Source organism: Acidobacteriota bacterium (assembly GCA_039030395.1).
Taxonomy (GTDB): domain Bacteria; phylum Acidobacteriota; class Thermoanaerobaculia; order Multivoradales; family JBCCEF01; genus JBCCEF01.
In genome coordinates, this window is sequence record JBCCEF010000001.1 from 470,483 (window position 1) to 491,084 (window position 20,602).

Annotated in this window: 20 protein-coding genes; 11 read left to right on the plus strand and 9 right to left on the minus strand. The window is 64.7% G+C overall.

Features of this window, described 5'->3' with window-relative positions:
• The first annotated feature begins 31 nt into the window (after positions 1–31).
• From AAF481_01775 to AAF481_01820, 10 genes are all read left to right on the plus strand, one after another.
• The gene (locus tag AAF481_01775) at positions 32–1,315 is read left to right on the plus strand and encodes a polysaccharide deacetylase family protein (GenBank protein MEM7479877.1); all 1,284 of its coding nucleotides are present in this window, start codon (positions 32–34) and stop codon (positions 1,313–1,315) included.
• Between the two features lie 71 nt (positions 1,316–1,386).
• The gene (locus AAF481_01780; GenBank protein ID MEM7479878.1) at positions 1,387–2,097 is read left to right on the plus strand and encodes an energy transducer TonB; all 711 of its coding nucleotides are present in this window, start codon (positions 1,387–1,389) and stop codon (positions 2,095–2,097) included.
• 71 nt (positions 2,098–2,168) lie between these two features.
• Positions 2,169–3,407, plus strand: a complete 1,239-nt coding sequence (locus AAF481_01785) for a Glu/Leu/Phe/Val dehydrogenase dimerization domain-containing protein (GenBank protein ID MEM7479879.1) — start codon at positions 2,169–2,171, stop codon at positions 3,405–3,407.
• Between the two features lie 22 nt (positions 3,408–3,429).
• On the plus strand, positions 3,430–3,933 hold the full coding sequence (locus AAF481_01790) for a cyclic nucleotide-binding domain-containing protein (GenBank protein MEM7479880.1): 504 nt from the start codon (positions 3,430–3,432) through the stop codon (positions 3,931–3,933).
• Entirely contained in the window at positions 3,921–5,747 is a 1,827-nt protein-coding gene (locus tag AAF481_01795; GenBank protein MEM7479881.1) for a hypothetical protein, read from the plus strand. Before AAF481_01790 ends, AAF481_01795 begins: the two co-directional genes overlap by 13 nt.
• Positions 5,748–5,763: 16 nt before the next feature.
• Positions 5,764–6,684, plus strand: coding sequence for a DNA-formamidopyrimidine glycosylase family protein (locus AAF481_01800; GenBank protein MEM7479882.1), 921 nt, complete (start codon positions 5,764–5,766; stop codon positions 6,682–6,684).
• A 261-nt stretch (positions 6,685–6,945) separates the two neighbouring features.
• A complete protein-coding gene (locus AAF481_01805) occupies positions 6,946–7,428 on the plus strand; it encodes a hypothetical protein (GenBank protein MEM7479883.1) in 483 nt (160 codons plus the stop codon).
• An 18-nt stretch (positions 7,429–7,446) separates the two neighbouring features.
• Positions 7,447–7,902, plus strand: coding sequence for a hypothetical protein (locus AAF481_01810; GenBank protein MEM7479884.1), 456 nt, complete (start codon positions 7,447–7,449; stop codon positions 7,900–7,902).
• A 72-nt stretch (positions 7,903–7,974) separates the two neighbouring features.
• Entirely contained in the window at positions 7,975–8,445 is a 471-nt protein-coding gene (locus AAF481_01815; GenBank protein MEM7479885.1) for a hypothetical protein, read from the plus strand.
• A gap of 36 nt (positions 8,446–8,481) precedes the next feature.
• Positions 8,482–8,934, plus strand: a complete 453-nt coding sequence (locus AAF481_01820) for a hypothetical protein (protein ID MEM7479886.1) — start codon at positions 8,482–8,484, stop codon at positions 8,932–8,934.
• 77 nt (positions 8,935–9,011) lie between these two features.
• Here AAF481_01820 and AAF481_01825 read toward each other — a convergent pair whose 3' ends face one another.
• From AAF481_01825 to AAF481_01865, 9 genes are all read right to left on the minus strand, one after another.
• Positions 9,012–9,392, minus strand: a complete 381-nt coding sequence (locus AAF481_01825; protein ID MEM7479887.1) for a cupin domain-containing protein — start codon at positions 9,390–9,392, stop codon at positions 9,012–9,014.
• The gene (locus AAF481_01830) at positions 9,389–9,670 is read right to left on the minus strand and encodes a DUF6116 family protein (GenBank protein MEM7479888.1); all 282 of its coding nucleotides are present in this window, start codon (positions 9,668–9,670) and stop codon (positions 9,389–9,391) included. Before AAF481_01830 ends, AAF481_01825 begins: the two co-directional genes overlap by 4 nt.
• A gap of 41 nt (positions 9,671–9,711) precedes the next feature.
• Positions 9,712–10,005: a hypothetical protein gene (locus tag AAF481_01835; protein ID MEM7479889.1), complete on the minus strand. Its 294-nt coding sequence runs from the start codon at positions 10,003–10,005 to the stop codon at positions 9,712–9,714.
• A gap of 46 nt (positions 10,006–10,051) precedes the next feature.
• On the minus strand, positions 10,052–10,525 hold the full coding sequence (locus tag AAF481_01840) for a GNAT family N-acetyltransferase (protein ID MEM7479890.1): 474 nt from the start codon (positions 10,523–10,525) through the stop codon (positions 10,052–10,054).
• A 59-nt stretch (positions 10,526–10,584) separates the two neighbouring features.
• Positions 10,585–10,905 carry a hypothetical protein gene (locus tag AAF481_01845; GenBank protein MEM7479891.1) on the minus strand — a complete coding sequence of 107 codons (321 nt, stop codon included), beginning with the start codon at positions 10,903–10,905 and terminating at the stop codon, positions 10,585–10,587.
• A gap of 72 nt (positions 10,906–10,977) precedes the next feature.
• Positions 10,978–11,496, minus strand: a complete 519-nt coding sequence (locus AAF481_01850; GenBank protein MEM7479892.1) for a tail fiber protein — start codon at positions 11,494–11,496, stop codon at positions 10,978–10,980.
• Positions 11,497–11,505: 9 nt separating this feature from the next.
• Positions 11,506–12,024: a tail fiber protein gene (locus AAF481_01855; GenBank protein ID MEM7479893.1), complete on the minus strand. Its 519-nt coding sequence runs from the start codon at positions 12,022–12,024 to the stop codon at positions 11,506–11,508.
• Positions 12,025–12,036: 12 nt separating this feature from the next.
• Positions 12,037–12,555, minus strand: coding sequence for a tail fiber protein (locus tag AAF481_01860; GenBank protein ID MEM7479894.1), 519 nt, complete (start codon positions 12,553–12,555; stop codon positions 12,037–12,039).
• 96 nt (positions 12,556–12,651) lie between these two features.
• Positions 12,652–19,584 (minus strand): Ig-like domain-containing protein, encoded by a 6,933-nt coding sequence (locus AAF481_01865; GenBank protein MEM7479895.1) that lies wholly within the window; start codon positions 19,582–19,584, stop codon positions 12,652–12,654.
• 472 nt (positions 19,585–20,056) lie between these two features.
• Here AAF481_01865 and AAF481_01870 point away from each other — a divergent pair, with 472 nt between their 5' ends.
• Positions 20,057–20,587: a DinB family protein gene (locus tag AAF481_01870; protein ID MEM7479896.1), complete on the plus strand. Its 531-nt coding sequence runs from the start codon at positions 20,057–20,059 to the stop codon at positions 20,585–20,587.
• Positions 20,588–20,602: the final 15 nt, after the last annotated feature.

Below are 20,602 nucleotides of genomic sequence, written 5' to 3' on the forward strand. Positions count from 1 at the left end.
TTCCTCAGGGCCGGCCCGCTAGAATCCCGGCATGCGCAATTCATACCGGATTCTCGCCTTTGTCCTCGTCTTCATCGCTGGAGTCCCGGCTTTGGCCGGTACCGAGGGCATCCCCCTCCTCGTCACCGTCGACGATCTGCCGATGTCCGGCAGCCTCCATCGAGATCCCGAGGAGCGTCTGCGCCTCACCCGGGAGATGCTCGCCGCCCTCGAACGGCACGCCGTTCCGGCCGTCGGCTTTGTCAACTGGGGCCGCCTGCAGGAGGGGGACGAGGCGGTGCTCGCGGCCTGGCTCGAGGCCGGTCATGAGCTGGGCAATCACACCGCCAACCATCCGAGCCTGCACCGGTTGACGGCGGCAGAATTCATCGCCGACGCCGAGGCCGGTCGCGCGGGGCTGGCGGAGTTTCTGCGTCAGCGCGATCCCGCATCGACGGTGCGCTTTTTTCGTTTTCCCTACCTGCGCGAAGGTGACAGCCAAGCGAAACTCGACGCCGTGCGGGCCTACCTGGACGAATCCGGCCAACGTAATGTGCCGGTGACCCTGGACAACCAGGACTGGAGTCTCGCCCTTCCTTGGCTGGAGGCCGGCGACGACGAGACCGCGCAGGGCCGTATCGCCGAGTCGTACCACGAGTCGATGCACGTCTCGATTCGCTCCCAATGGAAACTCTCCGAGCGCCTCTTCGACCGCCCGGTGCCCCAGGTATTGCTGCTCCACGCCATGGCGGTGAGCGGCGCGCAGTGGGATCGGTTGTTCGAGTGGCTCAAGGAGAAGGGCTACCGCTTTGCCGCAGCGGACGAGGTGCTGGCCGATCCGGTGTTCGCCGAAGCGCCGGGCTACGTTGGATCCCACGGACCGGGCCTTTGGCACCGGGAGCAGCACGAGCGCCGCAAGGCCGAGGCGGTGGCCGAAATCAAGACCTTCCTCCTCGAACAGGCCGAGGCCTGGAATCGCGGCGACCTGGTGACCTTCGCCGACTCCTACGCCGAAGATGCGCTCTTCGTCTCGCCCACCGGCCTCACCCGCGGCCGGGCGGAGGTGCTGGCGCGCTATCAGCGGCGCTACCCGGACGGCAAGGCGATGGGGCACCTCACCTTCGAGTTCCTCTCCGTTGAGCCGGTCACCGGCACAGAGGTCTCCCTCCTCGGCGACGCCGTGCCGAGCGCCGTCCACGGCGCCACGGTGGTGGCCCGTTGGATGCTCGGCTACCCGGACGAGTACGAACGGGAAGACGCCTCGGGACTGACCCTGATCGTGCTGCGGCGGAAGACCGGTGGAGGATGGGAGGTCACCGAGGACGCCTCGATGTAGACCAGACTTGTGACAGCTTCGAAATACCGGTTGGAACCGGCGGCGGGTTCGTGCGAGCATAGGAATCGACCATGCGAATCGGCTGCCTCCTTCCGCTCGTCCTTCTCTCGTTCGCCGCTCTCGCCCCGCCGGTGTTGCCGCAGGGCGGAGACTCCAACATCAACGCGATCGAAAGCGCCCTGGAGAGCCGCTCACCGCTGCGCGCCCTGCGACTGGCCCGCCGCGCCCTGGAAAGGCTCACCCAACGGGTGTCCGATGACCCAGAGGGCGCCGCCCAGATCGCCCGCCTGCTGGCCCTCCAAGCGGTGGCCGAGGCGGGCATCGACGACCTCGACTCCGCCCGCTGGAGTTGGGCCCTCGCCCTCCACCTCGATCCGGAAGTTCAGGACCTCAACCTGCTGCGCTTCGGCCCCACCGGCACTCTGGTGGCCTCCTGGGAGGAGCGCCCGCTGGCGGTCGACGGCGAGATCACCGACGAGCGGTTCGCCGAGCGGCCTGGCGGCCCGGCAACTCTGTTCTCCGTCGATGGCGACTCCATCCTGCCGGACCGCAAGAGCGGCAAGGATCCGCGCTACGGACGCGGCTCGTCGCCGCGGCCGGTGATCCTCCAGATCCACCTCGACCGGCGGGGCCGGCCGACGCTGCCGCGAGTGGTCGAAGCGCCTTCTCCGTTACGCGCCTACCTGGCGACGGAAGCAGTGCGCGACTGGCGCTTCCAGCCGGCCCGCATCAACGGCAACGAGGTGGCCGTGTACATCAACTGGCGGGTCGACTTCCGCTAGCGCCCGCCTGCCCCAGACCGAAAGATCAGGGTGGTACCATCTCCCCGCCCCACCGCGAGGAGAACAGAATCATGGCGAGCCACTTCGACAACGCCCTCCAGTACTTCACCGACGCGGCGCGCGTCATGGACGTGAGCCCCTCGATCGAAAAACTGCTGGTGACGCCGGCACGCCAGATGAAGGTCGAGGTGGCGATCGAGAGGGACGACGGCACGGTGGCCGTGTACGACGGCTTCCGGGTGCAGCACAACGCCGCCCGCGGCCCCTTCAAGGGCGGCATCCGCTTCCATCCGGAAGCGAACGACGACGAGGTCAACGCGCTCGCCAGCTTGATGACCTGGAAGACCGCCGTTGTGGGAATTCCTTACGGCGGCGGCAAAGGCGGCGTGATGGTCAATCCGCACGAGCTGAGCAACAGCGAACTGCAGCGCCTGACCCGCAAGTTCGTGGACCAGATCCACTTCATCATCGGCCCGAACATCGACATCCCGGCGCCGGACGTCAACACCAACTCCCAGACCATGGCCTGGATCGCCGACCAGTACGGCAAATTTCACGGCTTCGAGCCCGGCGTCGTCACCGGCAAGCCGATCGAGATCTACGGCTCCCAAGGTCGGGACGAGGCCACCGGCCGCGGTGTGGCGCTGTGCTCGAAGTGGGCGCTCGAAAGTCTCGGCCGGAGCATCGAAGGGGCCACCGTCGCCATCCAGGGTTACGGCAACGTCGGGAGCTGGGCCGGAAGGATTCTCGACTCCTGGGGCGCCCAGGTGGCGGCCGTGGGCGACCACGCCGCGTATCTCAAAAACCCCGAGGGCTTCGATGCGGCGGCCCTGGCGGACCACGTCAAAGCCAGTCCGGAGCGCTCCATCAAAGGCTTCCCGGGCGCCGACGACAGTTCCGAAGAGGAACTCTTCGCAATGGACGTGGACGTGTTGATTCCGGCCGCCCTGGGCGGCGTGATCACCGATGAGGTGGCCGCCACGGTGCGGGCGCCGGTGATCGTCGAGGGCGCCAACGGCCCGACGGTGCCCTCCGCCCACCGCTCGCTGGTAAACCAGGGCACGCTGATCGTGCCGGACATCTTGGCCAACGCCGGCGGGGTGAGCGTGAGCTACTTCGAGTGGGTGCAGAACACCCAGCGCTTCTACTGGGAGCGCGACGAGGTCAACGAAAAGCTGGAGCGCCTGCTGCGCAAAGCTTGGGACGCGGTGACCACCATGGCCGAGCGCCGCAGCCTCGACCTGCGCACCGCCGCCTTCGTGCTGGCGATTCGCGAAGTGGGCAAGGCCACGGTCCTGCGCGGACTCTGACCAACGATCCGGAGACATCGAGATGAACTATCGAGCCTTTCCCCTGTTCCAGGATCTCCCCGAGACCGAACTGGCCGAATTCGTGGCCGCCTGCCGGGAAGAAACGCTGGCCGCCGGCGAGGCCTTCATCGAAGCCGGCACTTCCAGCGACACCCTGTACTTCGTGCTCGCCGGCACCCTGGAAGTCTTTCAGGAGCTGGACGGCGAAGACGTCCAGCTCGCGGTGCTCGAAGCCCCGGCAGTGGTCGGCGAAATGGAGGCCCTGACCGGCGATCCCCGCGCCGCCTCGGTGCGCCCGCTGGAGGAAACCCGCGCCCTGGTGCTGCCTTGCGCCACCCTACGCGAGCGTTACCTGCAGGGCGACCGGCCGACCCTGAAGGTCTTCCTCCACATCACCCGCGTCCTCGCCCGGCGGCTCCACGCCATGAACAAAAAGTTCGTCGAGCTGCAGAACGAAGACACCGTCCCCCAGGTCCACGACCTCCAGCGCTTCCAGCAAAAGCTGTTCGCCGAGTGGAGCTTCTAGAGGGAGCCCAGGCTGTCAGCACTTCATTCTTCGGCCCCGACCTTCTCCTAACGGCTGGCGCCCTCGCGGTAGGCGTAGTCGGTCTCTACATAGCGGTTGGGCGACTGGCCGCGGCCTGGATCCCGATCCTCAGCGAGCATCGCTCGCGGAAACTACTCGAGAATCGACTTGCCCGCGGCCCCTTTGATTCCGACACGATCAAATTCGCCACCCGGCGCTACATTCGCCCGCGATACACCAACATCGATCCAGGACAAGAAGCGACCCAACGGCGAATGCCCGTCGCCGCGTCCGGTGACCTCTTCGAGGCCGTCGATGATTTCTTGGCCGAGGGGACGTCGCGACGTCATCTTTTGCTCTTGGCTGGACCTGGAACCGGCAAGACCTCCTTTGTCCTGAACTACTACGCCTACAACGCAACGAAGCCTTCCAAGCGAAGGCGAACACTGCATCTCGTGCCCCTGGGTCGAGACGATGTCGAAGAGAGAATCGCCGCGGCCGAGTTTCCCAATGAGACCGTGCTGTTTCTCGACGCGCTCGACGAAGACGTCCAGGCAGTCGAGGACCACCGAGCCCGAATCCGGGACCTCATGGAATTGTCGAAGGACTTTCGAGCCGTGGTCATCACTTGCCGGACCCAGTTCTTCAGCCGAGATGAGGAGATCCCCACCGAGACCGGCATCACCAAGATCCAACCGCGTGGACTCGGGGAAGGCGCCGTATACGAGTTCTGGAAACTGTACTTGGCGCCTCTCAACGATCGGGAGGTACGTCGATACCTTCGACGGTGCTTCAAACCTTGGCAAGTCAAGGCGCGTCGCAGGGCCAAAGGTCTTCTTCGGAAGTCCGCGGACCTCATGCTACGCCCCATGTTGCTCAGTCATCTTCCGGAGCTGGTGGAACAGGACAGCATCAGCACGAGAGCGCAGATCTACGAGGCCATCGTCGCGGGCTGGATTGAACGAGAAGATGGATGGGTGAACAAAAACACCTTGTGGCAGTTCTCAGAGCGGCTCGCCGCGAACTTGTACCTGGAACGCGAACGGCGGGGCATGGAAGCAGTGCATGCCGATGAGCTCTCAGAACTCGCAAGCCGGTGGGAGATCGACATTCAGCCCTGGCAAGCGCGTGGCCGGGCGCTCCTCAACCGAGACGCTGTCGGCAACTACAAGTTCTCTCATCGATCCATCATGGAGTACTTGTTCGCGAAGCAATGGGGAAATGAGGAGTTCATAGCTGAAGTTCCCCGCGACTCGTTCATTCCACTAACGGATGCGATGAGCGCGTTCATCCTCGACTCCCCACACAGTCAGATTGAGACAACTGGCATAGCGAAAGGCGTTACGAGAAATCCAGCAATGATATCGACGCCCTTCCTGCCCAACGGCATCAGACTGCCCAATACCAAAGCATTTCACACACCCATTGACGTCCCACACACGACCTTCAAGAATGAGCGTCTGGGCACTGCGGCGCGGAGCTTGGTCAACGACATCACAGCGTTTGGTGCGAAGATCGGCAAGGATGAACTTCTTACTGACGATGAAATGTCTCACTTCACATTGGGACTAGATTTCAGGGTCCGAAAAGAACAGTTCAAGGCGACCTTCTACTTTGAACAAACTCCTCGAAGAGCCAAAGCGCGGCTATCTCAGACCTTCATCCTCAAGCGATTGGGTATCGCTTCCGACGGTCTTTACTTCCGGGTTTCACAGGAGAGATCTACCTACTCTGCATACTGGAAACACCAGGGACTCTTGTACTTTTCGCCGTCAAGAGAAGGCGTCTTTATAGTCATTAACCACGTAAGATAGTCGGACGAGAATCTCTTTGCCTGAGCTGCCTGACGTCGAGCTGTACCTTCACGCCCTGACGACCCGGGTGGTCGGCCGACGGCTGGAGCGCATTCGCCTGGCGAGCCCCTTTCTGTTGCGCAGCGTTCGGCCGCCGATCTCCACGGCGGAAGGCAAGGCGGTCACCGGCCTCCGAAGAATCGGCAAGCGGATCGTCTTCGAGCAGGAAGATGAACTGTTCCTGGTGATCCACCTGATGGTCGCCGGGCGATTCCAGTGGAAGCCGCGGCACGAAGGTGACCCGCCGGCCAAGATCCCCGGCCGGCTCGGATCGGCGGCGTTCGACTTTGCCGCGGGCACGCTGCTGCTGACGGAGGCCGGCTCGAAGAAGCGGGCATCGCTCCATCTGGTGGAGGGCGAGAAGGGCCTACGCTTGCACGATCCCGGCGGCATCGAACCGTTGACCTCGCCCGACGAGGCCGTACTGGCCGCTCTGCGAGCCGAGAACCACACCCTCAAACGAGCCCTGACCGACCCGCACATCCTGGCCGGCATCGGCAACGCCTACTCGGACGAGATCCTGCACCGGGCTCAGCTCTCGCCTTTCAAGCAGACCAAGCACCTGACCGACGACGAAGGCGATCGCCTACTCCAGGCGATGCGGGCGGTCCTCACGGAGTGGATCGAGCGCTTGCAGACCGAGACCGGCGACGGCTTCCCGAAGAAGGTCACCGCCTTCCGCCCGGAGATGGCCGTCCACGGGCGCTACCGCGAGCCTTGCCCGGAGTGCGGCGCCCCGGTGCAGCGCATTCTGTACGCGGAGAACGAGTCCAATTACTGCGCCCCCTGCCAGACCGGCGGCAAGCTGCTGGCGGACCGGGTGCTCTCCAAGCTCTTGAAAGGCGACTGGCCAAAGACGCTCGAAGAGTTGGAGCGGCGTAAGGACGCTGCCTCCTGAAGCTTCCTTCCGCCCCGGTGAGGGGATCGTTCGCCGTTTTGCGCATTCCTAAATAGAACCTCGATCGCTGAGAAGCCATCGCGGCCGGTAGCTTGGGCACCGGCCGGTGCGTCGCGGATCCATCCGCCGGCGCCCCGGTGGAGGTGTCTCCGGACCGCATCGCTCCCGGCGATCCCCTTTCCAATCGCTGGCGACCGCTCGGTATTGGAGCTTCTGGAGTTCCGGCGGACTGCCGGCAGGCCACAAGGAGCTTGCGCTTTGATGAAGTCTTTCGGATCTCGATGTTGCTGGATCGGAATCTTCGCCCTCCTCTTCACCCTCTTCACCTTCCCCACCTTCGCCGAACGAGCCACGGGCTCGCAATGCACGCCCATCGCCGTCGACACCACCTCGGACTCGGTCGCGGCCCTGCTCGCCAGGGGCGTGGTGACCCCCCTCGGCCAACCGTTGGTCGAGCGCTCCCGGCAGGGCGAGGTCAACGTCAAGGAATCCCGGCAGAACTTCGTGATCCGCGACAAAGACGGCTACGCCATCGGCGGCGGAACCACCACCTGCACCGCCACCTGCACCGGCGGCTGCGGCATTTCCGGTTGTGACCCGGACGATGGCGGCTGTACCGGCTGCATCTGCCGCGACAACTGGGACTGTCCGTCCTGCACCTGCAAGAAGTCGACAACCGCCGAGACCGCGCCAAACCAGCCCAGGCCGCGGGACGACGTTCCGCGCTCCCCTTCCTTCGACTGAACCGGAAAGGAAACTGAAATGAAGAAAATCACCGTCCTGTCCGCGCTGATCCTGCTCACCCTCTCGCCCTTCGCCCTGGCCGAGGCACCGGTCGACTGCAAGCCCACCGCCATCGACGCCACGGCACCGAACATCGCCGCCCTGCTGGCCCAAGGCCAAGTGCAGGCCCTCGGCGCTCCGGTTACGCGCCTCAACACCATCGGCACTCGCGTCGTCAAGGAGTCCTCCCAGCCGTTCATCATCCGCAATAGGGACGGCATGGCGATCGGCGGCGGAACCACCACCTGTGAGGCCACCTGTACCGGCTCCTGGTGCGGCGTCTCCGGTTGCGATCCAGACGAAGGCGGCTGCTCGGCCTGCTCCTGTAACGGTAACTGTAGTTCCGAGTGCACCTGCAAAAAGACCACGACGGCGGAGACCGCTCCCACCCCGGTCAATCCGCGCAACGTACCGCGTGAGCCGAGCTTCCGTTAGGTGCGCCCTTCCCCAACGAATCTCAATCCAGCTTCGTCGGCGTACACCGCCGGCGGAGCTCTAGGAGGACCGATGAAGAAACTCTCTTTTGCCATCCTGCTGCTGGCCTTGGTCGCCGGCCCCGCCCTCACCATGGATCTTCCCGACCCGCAGGGGACCGAGTGCAAACCCCTCGCCATCGACCTCACCGCACCGGCGATCGCCGATCTCCTGCGCACCGGCGATCTTCTTGCCTTGGGCACTCCACAGGTCGAGTGGAAGGCCGGCGGAGCGGTCAAAGTCGAGCGACAGGACTTCGTGATCCGCGACAAGGACGGCTACGCCATCGGCGGCGGAACCACCACCTGCACGGGCTCCTGCGCCGGCAGCAGCGACTGCACCGTCAGCGGCTGCAAGGCCGAAACGGCGGGCTGCTCCCACTGCTCGTGCAGTGGCATCCATTGCGACTACGGCTGCACTTGTAAAAAGGAATCCAGTTACTCGCCGGCTCCGGCGGAACCCGGCAACGTGCCGCGGGACCGCACGCCGACGCCCTTCTTCTAGCCAGCCATTTCGTGCACTTTCTTACGGAGGAACTCAATGCGCAAAGCACTCGTACTCTGGATCGCAGCGGCGCTCTTTGCCACCGCCGCCTACGCCGAGCGAAAGGCCGGCTGTGAGGCGGTCGCCGTGGACGACAGCTCGCCAACGGCTCTCGATCTGCTGGCCTCCGGGCGGGCGGTGGCGACCGCCGCCCCGAGCACCCGCCACGAGGTGGTGAACGGTAAGGACACGAAGATTTCCAGCCTGCCGTTCGTCGTGTTCAATACCGAAGGTCAAGCCATTGGAGGCGGCACCACCACCTGTACCGCCACCTGCTCGGGAGCTTGGTGCGCCACCCGCGGCTGCGATCCTTCTGCCACCGGCTGCTCACCGTGTAGCTGCGACGGCGATTGCTATACGGTTTGTACCTGTAAAAAGAAGACCACCGCGGAAACGGCTCCGGCCCCAACCAATCCGCGCGGCCCGAACGACCGGCCCCGCAGCTTCTGATCGAAGCACCCCTCGGGCGATCGAGATCCCTCGGTCGCCTGTTCTCTTCCTTGCGTTGTTCGGAGGAAACGCTCGATTCAACGAGCGAAGAAGACCAGCACGTCCAGGTCCTCGGTGATCGAGTGAAAACGATGCTCCACCTCGGCCGCCACGAAGATCACCGCTCCACTCCCTACCGGCCGGTCCTCGCCGGCGATGGAAATCACCGCCTTGCCGCGAAGGACGAAGTAGATCTCGTCCTCGGCGTGGGGGTTCTGGAGGTCCTCGGATCCAGCCGGCAGCCGATAGAGGCCGGTACGCAGGTTGGCATTGGCGAAGAACTCGAGCCAGGGGCCTTCGGTGCCGGCGAGGCGATGGCGGAGTTCTTCCAACTCGAAGACGGCGCCGGACACTGTCGCCGAGGCACCGCCGGGGAGCAAAGCGCCTAGCGCTAACGCCGTCGCCAGTGCACGCCTCACCGCCGGTCCGTTCCAGGAGGCGTCACGTTCTTCGGGCGCCGCCGGTGGAATCCATCGTCGTGGTCGTCGTCCTGGGCGGCCTCCGGCCGCCGCAAGCGACCGAGGAAAACGGTCAACAGGCCGAGCATGATCTCGTCCGCAAAGGGGATCATGTCCGGCAGGACGAGGTCGATCAAGAAGACCGCCGCCGTGACGAAGAACAGCTGTGGATACTTGAGTCGGCCGGCGAAGTTTTCGATGAAGCTCTTTCGCCGGGTGTCGCTGGGAGAGTGAGCCATGAAGTGAGTATAGCGCTCAGCGGGCCGCTCCCCAGGGGCGATCAGGTGAACACGGCTTCGTATTCGATGCCGTCACCCTTCGGCCCAAGGGGCACCAGGAACAAGCCCATCTCGCCGAGACCAGCGTGCTCCAGGGAGTAAATCGCCTGTTCCAGAACCGGCTCCGCCGGACCGCGGAAGAGCACCGAGAAGGGCTCCCGCGAGGAATCCGGATTCTTCACCATGGCGGTGACCTCGGTGATCTCGAGGTCGATCGCCGGATCGCCCTCCAAGGTCAGTCGGGCCTTGGAACCGACGTGCTCCTGGAAGGTGGAAAGCTGTAGTTTTTCGAGCATCGAAAAATTCTCCGCTGAGTCCAGAAAAAAGGAAAAGGATGGATGCTTACGGTTCCGGCACCCACTCCATCAGGTAGTAGACGCCCTGCTCCTCAATCATGCGAAAGCCGAGGCGTTTGTACAGGGTCATCGCCGGGTTATTCTGTTCGACGTGAATGCGGACGAGCAGGCCGGCCTCGCCGGCCTCCGCCAGCAGCTCCTTCACCAACCGGCCGCCGATGCCGCCGCGCCGATGCTCCGGCAGAAGAGCGATATCGATCAGGCGAATCTCGTCCTCGCGCCGATCCACGTACAGCCGGCCGACCGGCTCGCCATCGGCCTCGATCACATCGAAGGCGGCATCCGCAAAGTGCTCTTGGTAGTAGGTGTGCTGGGCGTGGAACTGCATATCGAGAAAGGCCTGCTTCTCTCCATCACTCCAGGGCACCTGAGCCAACTCCTCTACCCGCGTGCCGGCATAGACCCGCCGCATGAACGGTAGGTCCGCCTCGGTCATCGGTCGCAATGTGATCTCGGACATCGGATGGAAATTCTAGCGAGAGATCTTGGGAGGTACAGGACCTCCCAAGATTCAGCCCATCAGTCCCAGGGCTCGACCTTGACGTTGGTCTCTTCGCTGACGTTGAAGACCCGAATCACCTTGGGCACATGTTCCATCTGGTGCTCCGTCGTACCGGAAGCGATCACATAGGTGCGGCTGCCGTCACGATACGGCGGCTTCTGCACCAGCAGGCGCCACTCGTCGGGCCGGTCGGCCTGCGGCACGATCATGGCGGTCCAACCGCTGTCCGGAAAACTCATCGTAGCGATGACGTACAGCACACCATCACGCCCATCCTGGCGATCGAAATCCCGCACGAAAGCGCGGTACTCAACGCTCGAGGCTCCTTGATCTGGCATGTTCTTCTCCTTATCGAAAGGCAATGAATACCGATGGTTGCAAGAACTTCTGGTGGAGAACCGAACCTGAACTCAGCCTCGCGACGGATACAGCCCAACCAGGGCAATGATGAAGTTCATGACCAAGAACGGCTGCAGGTTGTTGTGCGCCTGGCTGCCTCCGGCCGAAGGCAAGGTTTGGTCCGCCATCGATTCCAGCGTCGTCCCCGACGGCGACCGGTACATGTCGGTGCCGGCGCCGAAGTGATGGTTTTGGGGATTCTGCGAGTTGCCGTCTTCCCCAGAGCCGATGAGCTGGTGGGTATGATTGGGCATCTGCGCTTCGGAGAGGGTCACCATCTCCACGCCGCCCCGCTGCCCGAGACGGCGCGAGGTCAGCCCAGGCCCCCGGCCTGGATGCATCGGCAGCCGGCCCTTCAGGTTGGGCAGGGCCGTCGTTGTCCGGCCATCGCCCCCATAGGTCGTGCCGATGAGCGAGAACAGTGCCGTGTTCTGAGCGATCGGCAAGAGTTGCCCATTGCAAAAGGCCCAACCACGCGGCGCGAAGTTGCCGGCGAAAATGCGAATTTCCGCTGTAAATGGTTCCGACATGTTCGCCTCCTAGTGCCTGGACGGGTAGATGCCGACCAGGGCGATGATGAAGTGGATGCACAGGAAGGGCTGCAGGTTGGTGTGGCTTCGGCTGCCCCCGACATTGGTGATCGACTGGGTGCTGAAGTTCACCGGGTCGGGATCCTCGGCCCAAGCGTCGATACCGATGGTGGAGGCCGGCGCCCGGCCGACCGGTTGCTGATTGTTGGCCTGGGTGTTGGCCGCCTGCATGGCGTGGGTGTGGCTCGGTAGCTGGTTGACCGTCAGGGTCACATTCTCGACTCCGGCCTTGGCGCCCAATCGGCGGGGAGACAGACCCGGCCCGGACCCGGCGTGGATCGGAACCCGACCGCGCAGGTCCGGCAAGCCGAAGGTCGTGCGACCGTCGCCACCATAGATGGTTCCCAGCAAGCTGAAGAGGGCATCGTTCTGCGACACCGCCAGGAGCTGGCCGTCACAGAAGGCCCAGCCCCGCGGCGCGAAGTTGCCCGCGAACATCCGAACTTCTCCGACAAAAGGTTCTGACATCGCTGATCTCCTCTAGTTGCGGGACGGGAAGAGTCCCTGAAGAGCGATGCAAAAGTTGATCGCGAGATAGGGCATCATGTTGTCGTGGGCCTGACCGCCTCCGACGTTCGCCACCGTTCCGGAGGCCATCCCGACTTGGGTGCCGAACTCTCCGTATACGTTGGCGCCGACGGCGCGCGCCAGCACGGTGCCGTTGATCTGATCGGTCGTGCCGTTGGCGTTCGTGGCCCGCAGCACGTGGTCATGATTGGGCATCTCGGCGCCCGAAAGGGTGTGGGTCTCCTCGCCGCTCTTTTGCCCCAGGCGGTGGTCGCCTCCACCGTTGCTCCGGCCGACGTGCATCGGCGACCGGCCACGCAGGTCCGGCAGAGCGAAGGAGGTCCGACCGTCGCCACCGTAGGTGGTGCCGAGCAGCGAATAGAGGCTCTGGTTCTGATTGATCGGCAGGATCTGGCCGTCACAGAAGGCCCAGCCTCGGGGCGCGAAGTTGAAGCCCACAATGCGGACTTCGGCCAAGAATGGTTCCGACATCTTTTCCTCCTTTGGTGAGTGTTGCCACCCACCCGGAGGAAATCCCACCGGGTGGGGTTACCGCTCCTCTACATCCCTAATAGAACGAATGCCAACCTACGGCGGTGTCGGACAACCGGCACCGCCGTTGTTGGTGAAGCCGCCGCCGACCGGCGACAGAACATGATTGGAGTTGCGCGGATCGAGGAAGGCTTCGACGACCGCGTTGGTGTGGGGACCGGCCGCCATGCCCTCGACATGGAAGGTCGCCGCCGCCTCGCGCTCGAGCACGATGCCGGTGGCCGCCGCGTTGGCGTCGGCACCGACGTTGGCGGCGTTCAAGTCCAGGCAGTACGTGGAGGCGCCCTCGGCCTCGAAGACAAAATCGCCGGTGCCCCCGGCCCCCTGGATGATGGTGTTGCCCTGTACGGTGGCGTTGACCGTACAGTTGTCGTTGTCGGCCTTGATCACCGCCGCCTGATCGGAACTCGTTCCCGTGCCGACGTTGGTGACGTGGATGGTGTTGTCCTCGAACAACACGTTGAGGGTCTTCGCCTGGGTGTCGTCGGCTTGGATGAAGACACCGTCGCGGGTGCCGCCCATGTTGCCCGCGGTGGTCCCGAAGTTGCCGGTGCCGATGCGGTTGTTGGTCACCCGCAGATGGGTCAACGGGGTGTTCTCGCGGATGTCGACGAAGATGCCGATGCCGTTGGTCATGTCGTTGATGTCGTTGTCGGTGATGGTGACATCGACCGTTCCCACCGAACCGCTCGCCGGTTCCGGCACCACGTTGATGCCCCGGCGGCGACCCTGCACGTTCTCGAGGCGGTTGCCCGAGATGGTGCCGGTGATGGTGCCGCCGACGTTGGCGGCCGAAGCGGCGATGTTGATGACGCCGCCATTGACCCCCGGGATGCCGACATTCTGGATGGTGTTTCCGGAGATGGTGAAGGCCGAGTTAGCGCTGTGCGCCTTGCCGATGTTGATGACGCTCGAGCCGACGGCGGCGCGGGCGTTGCGCACGGTGTTGTTGCGGAACACCGAGGTGATGGTGCCGTTGTCGCCCGGATCGAGCCCCGCCGAGTGCTGGAAGGCATCGGGCGCCAAGTCCTCGAACAGGCTGTTCTCGACGGTGACGTTCATCAACGAGGTGCCGCGCCCCTCGACCAGGTACATCACCTGGCCGGTGACGGCGTTGCGGAAGATCGAGTTGCCGGTGGTGAAGCCCGTGCCGGCGTTCAAATTGACATTGTCGTTGCGCAGGAAGACGGCGCTGGTGTTGGCGACATCGACGTCCTCGACGGTCGTGTGCATCAACGACCCCTGGCCGCTGAGCTGATCCGCCAAGATTCCGTGACCGCCCGGCGTCAAGATGCGCATGCGGGCCAGGTTGAGCTCGTGGCTCTGGTCGACCAGCACCGCCGTCCCGGTGGTGTTGCGAATCAAGCCGCCGGAGCTGTTTCCACCCTGGGTGGTGTCGGTGCCGTCGCCGGTCACCGTCAAGCCGCCGCTGGTGCCGGTATTGACGAGCACGATGCCGCTCGGGGCGCCGTTGGCGGAGATGTCCCGGAAGGTCATGTCCATGGCGCCGATGGTCGTGTTGTCGACCCGTAGGGCCCGGCCCGTCGTAGTGCTCAGCGAGTGCGAAGTGGTCGGGTCGAGCACGTTGACGGTGCCGCCGTTGATCGCCGTAAAGGCATCGACGGTTCCCGTGTCGAGATCCATCGCGCCGTCGAATACCAACGTCGCCGCATCGTTGTTGTCGAGCAGGACGCCGTTGCCGGTATCGGTGATGGTGCCGCCGATGGTCACCGTTCCGGCCCCGTGATTGGTCACCTCGACGGAGCGCGCCGCGGAGTTGGTGACGTTGCTGTCGATGGTCTTGGTCCCGGAGCCGGCATCGATGTCGATGGCCACCCCGGCGGCGCTACCGATCGTTCCGCCGTTGGCGACGAAGGAACCGGTGACCCCCGTCAGGCTAATCCCGGCGCCGTTGCTGTTGGCCGAACTGACGCTGGCGAAGGTCATCCCGACGCTGGTGGGATTGATCACCACCGCCGGTCCTCCGGTCGAACTGATCGTGCTGGTGTTGTCGGTGACGTTGACGGTGCCCGAGTTGGTGGCCACCAGCCCGCGCACCCCGGCGCCAGTGGTACTGACGGCCACCCGGCTGAAGTTGATCGTCGCGGAACTGTTGGCGTTCAGGAACACCGCATCGACCGGCGACGGGGTGCCGCCGGCGATCACCATGTTCGGGAAGGTATGCGAGCCGGCGCTGTTCTGCACGCTGATCCCATGGTGATTCGTGGTCGAGATGGTGGTGCCGGCGAAGCTCGATCCGCCGTCCACATCGTTGAACGAGATGACCCGACCGTTCGAGTGGCTGACGGTCATGTTGGTGATGTTGACCGCGCCGTCGGTGTTGACTGCCGCGATCGCCGCGAAGGCGCCGCCGTCGGTGCTCAAGGTGCCGTTGTCGACGGTCACCGAGCCTCCGGTCGTATTCGTCACCTGCACGGCGGTGGTGGCGGCGCTGGTGATCGAACCGCCGTAGCTCACGATGGGCGCTGCGCCATCCACCCGCAGGCCGAAGCCGCTCGGGTTGACGATCGAACCGCCGCCGATCGACACCGTACCGCTGATGTCGTCGAGGCTGACGCCGGTACTGGAGCTGTTCGTCGAAGCCAGCGAGGAAACCGTGATGGCGGCAGTCAGCGGATCCAGATCGAGCGCCGGTCCGCCGGTCGCCGCCAGGCTGGTGCCGGCACCGGTAGCGAGACGAAAGCCCGTGCCGGCTCCCGCGTTCAACGGGCCGGCGGCGGTCGCCATCAAGCCGGCGCCGCCATCGGCCACCACATCGAGATCGCCGAAGCTCAGGTCGCCGGTTACGTTGGTCAGCAAGATACCCGAGTCGCCGACGCCGTCGCCGATGGCGCCCACCGCGGTGTCGCCGGCCACAACCGTATCGCCAGTGAAGTCCGCATCGCCGCCGGCGCCGGTGCCGCCGTCGGCGTCGAGGACCACGCTGTTCATGACGATGCCGTTTTCCACCGTATCCTGATGCACCGAGTTGCCGGCGAAGGAGGACACCGTCAGGGTGCCTCCACCCGAGCCATTGATCACCACGCCGTTGAGACCACCGGTGATGTCGGTGTTGTTGTCGAACTCCACTTCCAGGGCGCCGTTGGTGGTGCGCAGCTCTGCCGCATCGTCGGCGGCGGCCAGGGAGTTGCCGGAGATCACGACCCGGCTGTCGGTGGCGGTGCTGTTGTGGTTGACGTCGATGCCGTCGTCCCCGGCGGCGCGCACGATGTTGTTCTCGACCGTCACGTCGACCCGGTGGCCGGCGGTGGAGGTGACGTCGATGGCGTTGTCGTCGCCGTCGATGTTGAGACCGCGGATGAAGATGCCTGTGAGGTCACCGGAGTCGGCCATCACCTGCACGCCGACTCCGCCGCCGGTGTGATCGATCATCGGGTGGTTGCCGGCGCTCGCCGCCACCAACGAGGTCGGCGCCGGATTGCCGTTGAGCGACACGTTGGGCTCGCAGCCGTGATGCTCGCCGTGCAGCAGGACGCCGGTGAAGCTGATCTCGACGCCGCTCGTATGGCCGGCAGTAGAGCCGTCCCCGGTGCGCACGCAGATCATGTCGTTGGCGCCGTGGGCCGCCCCCGCTTCGGCCAGGGTGTCGAAGGGATCGCTCGAGCGGCCGAGGCCACCGGCGGCGGCATCGTTCTCGATGTACCAGACTCGTCCGACAAAGGTGATGTCGACCGTGCCGGCCACCGTCGTCGAGCCGTCCGACACGTCGTAGGTGAAGGAGTCGGAACCGGTCAGGCCGGCCGGAGGCAAATAGGTAAAGGTACCGTCCGAGTTGACCGTCACCACCGCTCCGGCGGTGGCCGTGTTGAGCGACGCGGTGAGCGCCGCCGGGCCATCCGGATCGGAGTCGTTCGATAGCAGGTTGCCGGCCACGAACACCGAAGGCGTCTGGGTTTGGCTCGCCGCCACCTGAAGCAGCGTGTTGGCGACCGTGTCGAAGCTCTCCCCTACCACCATCGGGATGTCGTTGACGCCGTTGATGGTGATCGTCACCGTCGCCGTCTCGGCACAGGCTCCCGAACCATCGTCGATCGTGTAGGTGAACATCTCCTGCGCCATGTCGCCAGGACCCAGGGTCTCGTAACCGCCGTTGGGGTCGAAGGTGAACGTGCCGTTGGCATTGACCGTCAAGAGGCCCGAGCCGAGAGCGATCTGGACGCCGACGTTCGCGGCGTTGCCGTTCACCGCCGTCACGGTCAGGGAATCGCCTTCCGGATCGGAATCGGCGGTCGTCGGGTTGGCGGCGGTGACGTTGCCGTTCACGGCCGTGTTCTCATCCGTCGATACGGCATCGTTCACCGCCGTCGGACAGTCATTGACACCGTTGATGGTGACCGTCACCGTCGCCGTCTCGGCACAGGTCCCCGAGCCATCGTCGATCGTGTACGTGAAGCTGTCCGTATCCGTGGCGCCCGCCCCGAGAGTGTCGAAAGCACCGTTCGGGTCGTAGGAGAAGGTGCCGTTGGCATTCACCGTCAGCAGAGCACCGGAACCCAGGGTGATCTGGACCCCGACATTCGCGGCGTTGCCGTTCACCGCCGTCACGGTCATCGGATCGCCGTCGGCATCGGAGTCGGGCGTCGTCGGGTTGGCCGCCAAGACGTCACCGTTGAGCGCCGTGTCTTCGTCCGTCGACACCGCATCGTCGACCGCCACCGGGCAGGTGTTGAGACCGTTGATGGTGATCGTCACCGTTGCCGTCTCAGAGCACGTCCCCGAACCGTCGTCGAGCGTGTACGTGAAACTGTCCGTGTCGGTATCCCCGTCACCAAGGCTGTCGAAGGCGCCGTTCGGGTCGTAGCTGAAGGTGCCGTTGGCGTTCACCGTCAATAACGCCCCGGAGGCTAGCGTGATCTGCACCCCGACGTTCGCCGCGTTGCCGTTCACCTCTGTCACCGTCAACGGGTCGCCATCCGGATCGGAGTCGGCGGTCGTCGGGTTGGCGGCGGTGACGTCGCCGTTCAACACCGAATCCTCGTCCGTCGACGCGGCGTCGTCCACCGCCGTCGGGCAGTCGTTGACGCCGGTGATCGTCACCGTCACCGTCGCCGTCTCGGAGCAGGTGCCGGAACCATCGTCGATCGTGTACGTGAAGCTGTCCGTATCTGAATCCCCAGCCCCTAGATCGTCGAACTGGCCGTTCGGGTCATAGGCAAAGGTGCCGTCGGAGTTGAGAGTCAAAAGGGCGCCGGAGGCGAGGGTGATCTGCACCCCGACGTTCGCCGCGTTGCCGTCCACCTCCGTCACCACCAGCGTGTCGCTTTCCGGATCCGAATCCGGGGTCGTCGGGTTGGCGGCGGTGACGTCGCCGTTCAGCACCGTGTCTTGATCCGTGATCACCGCATCGTCCACCGCCGTCGGACAGTCGTTGATGCCGGTGATCGTCACCGTCACCGTCGCCGTCTCGGAGCAGGTGCCGGAACCGTCGTCGATCGTGTACGTGAAGGTATCGGTATCCGACTCGCCGGCACCCAGGGCTTCAAACTGGCCGTTTGGGTCGTAGGCGAACGTGCCGTCGGAGTTGACCGTCAGCAATGCGCCGGACGGCAAGGTGATCTGCACGCCGACGTCGGCCGCATTGCCGTTGACCTCGGTCACCACCAGCGAGTCCCCCTTGGGATCGGTGTCCGGCCCGCTGCCGTTGTCCAGCGTCACGTCGCCGTTGAGCAGCGTGTCCTCGTCCGTCGTCACCGCGTCGTCTACCGCCGTCGGACAGTCATTGACGCCGTTGACGGTGATGGTGACGTCGGCGCCGTCGGCGCAGCCAAGATCGTCTTCCACCGTGTAGGAGAAGCCGTCCGTCGCCGACTCGCCCGGCGCGAGCGGGTCGAACTGGCCGTTCGGGTCGTAGCTGAAGGTGCCGTTCGCGTTGACCGTCAGCAGGGCGCCGGAGGCGAGGGTGATCTGGGTCCCCACATCGGCGGCGTTGCCGTCGACGGCGGTCACGGTGAGGCCCTGGCCTTCCGGGTCGGAGTCCGCACCGGAGCCGTTGTCGGCCAGCACGTCGCCGCCCAACACGGCGTCCGCATCCGTCGCTACGGCGTCGTCCACCGCCGTCGGACAGTCGTTCAGCACCGCGTCGAAACGCACGAAGAGCAGACCCGGTTGGGTCTCGTCTACAGCCGCAAAGACGGCGATCAGATCGGCGTCCGGTCCGGCGTCGCCGGCACCATCGCTGCCCAGGGGAGAGATCGGCGCCCACTCGGACAAATCGCCGTCGGGCATGAACATTCCGGCGCCGGCCCACACCGCGCCGGCAGCGCTCACCAGCAGCAAAACGGCCACCATCGAGGCAGCCGTCGAGGGATAGCGACGGAGAATCCGCAGAGCGAAGAAGGACAGCACCAGGGCCAGGCCGAAGAGACCCCAGGTACCGAGGGTAGGAATCTCTAGCACCGACAAGCCGCCGACCTCCACCAGTCCGAGGTCGAGGATCGCGTCCTCTTCGCCGTCGCCGTCCTCGGAGCTGATGGCCGCGACGCGGATGAAGCGCTGGTTGGGATCGATCTGGGCGGGCCAGTACGACTCGATGCCGTCGGAGCCGTTCGTGCCGTCATCCACCGCCACCGGCCAGGGCGGCGCGTAGGGCATGTCCACGATCACCGGCGCACCGAAGGTGTTGGTCCCCGGGTCCACGCAGTCGCGGGTGGCGACGGAGATCACCTGCGGATCACCGGTCGAGTTGTCGACGGTGGTGACCAGGATCTGCTCGACGCCGTCGAAGGCACCATCGACGGTCGCCACTGAGCAGCCGCTGGCGGGCTGGTCGTCGAGGTCCATCAACAGGCTGAACTCGGAAGTAGCGGCCTGGGCGACAGGCGCCCACGCCGAGAACACCAGAACGAAGGCCAACACCGCGCACAGGGATGCTGCCCGCCGAAGGAAACTCTCCCCACAACCCTGCCGCTTCTCCCCACAACCCTGCCGCTTCATCGCAGAAACCGTCATCGCATCGCTCCTCTGAAGGACCCTTGCCCCAAACTCATGAAACCTCGGAAAAAGGTAGATTTCATCAACATATTCCGAAGCTTCGAACCGGAAATACACGCGGCTCGTATGGTACACCCTCATCATCGAGCACGCACCGCCTAGCAGGTTGCTGAAAGGCCTTCGGCCTATTCTTTTAGCTGCTCTGCTAGCTTTCCCTTGAGGGGGCTAGGGGCCCCCTCACCCGAAGGCACCAGTGCCTTCGGGCTCGCCCCGTCCCTGGCACCTTTGGCGCCGCCTCGCCCATTGGGCTCGGAGCAGGTTGCTTGCGCACCCTGCTTAGACATGACCCGCTACGCAAAAACGTTTCGCCTCATCTTCTCGCAGGGCCGGAAAGGCCGAAGCGCAGGCTGCTGGTAAGATTTACAGGAATTTCACCGGCGCCATTCCTGCCGAGCGCCGCTATCCGATCCGTATCCACAGGAGATCCATCATGCACCGTTTGACCGCTCTGCTCCTTCTCGCCGCCGTCGCGATCTTCGCCGGCCCGGTCGTCGCTCACGATGAGAGCGCCGGGATGGGCTTCCACACCGCCCAGCAGCAGGACTTCGAGCGCGCCAGTGACAAGCTCATCCAACTCGCCGAGGCGACGCCCGCCGACAAGTACTCCTGGCGCCCGGCCGAGGGCATTCGCTCGGTGAGCGAAAACTTCATGCACGTGGCGCAGGTCAACTTCGCCCTCGGCGCGGCCCTGGGCGCCGCCAAGGCGGAGAACACCGACAACCTGGAGGCGATCACCGAGAAGGCGAAGGTCGTAGCGGAACTGAAGCGCTCGATCGCCTACACCAAGGAAGCCTTCGAAGACGTCGTCGGCACCGACCTCGACCGCGAGCTGCCCTTCTTCAACAGCAAGCGCAGCGCCTGGAGCATCCTGCTGATCATCAACGGCCACGCCCACGAGCACCTCGGCCAGGCCATCGCCTACGCCCGATCGAACGGCGTTGTGCCGCCCTGGAGCCAGTAGGCGTCGCTCCACTCG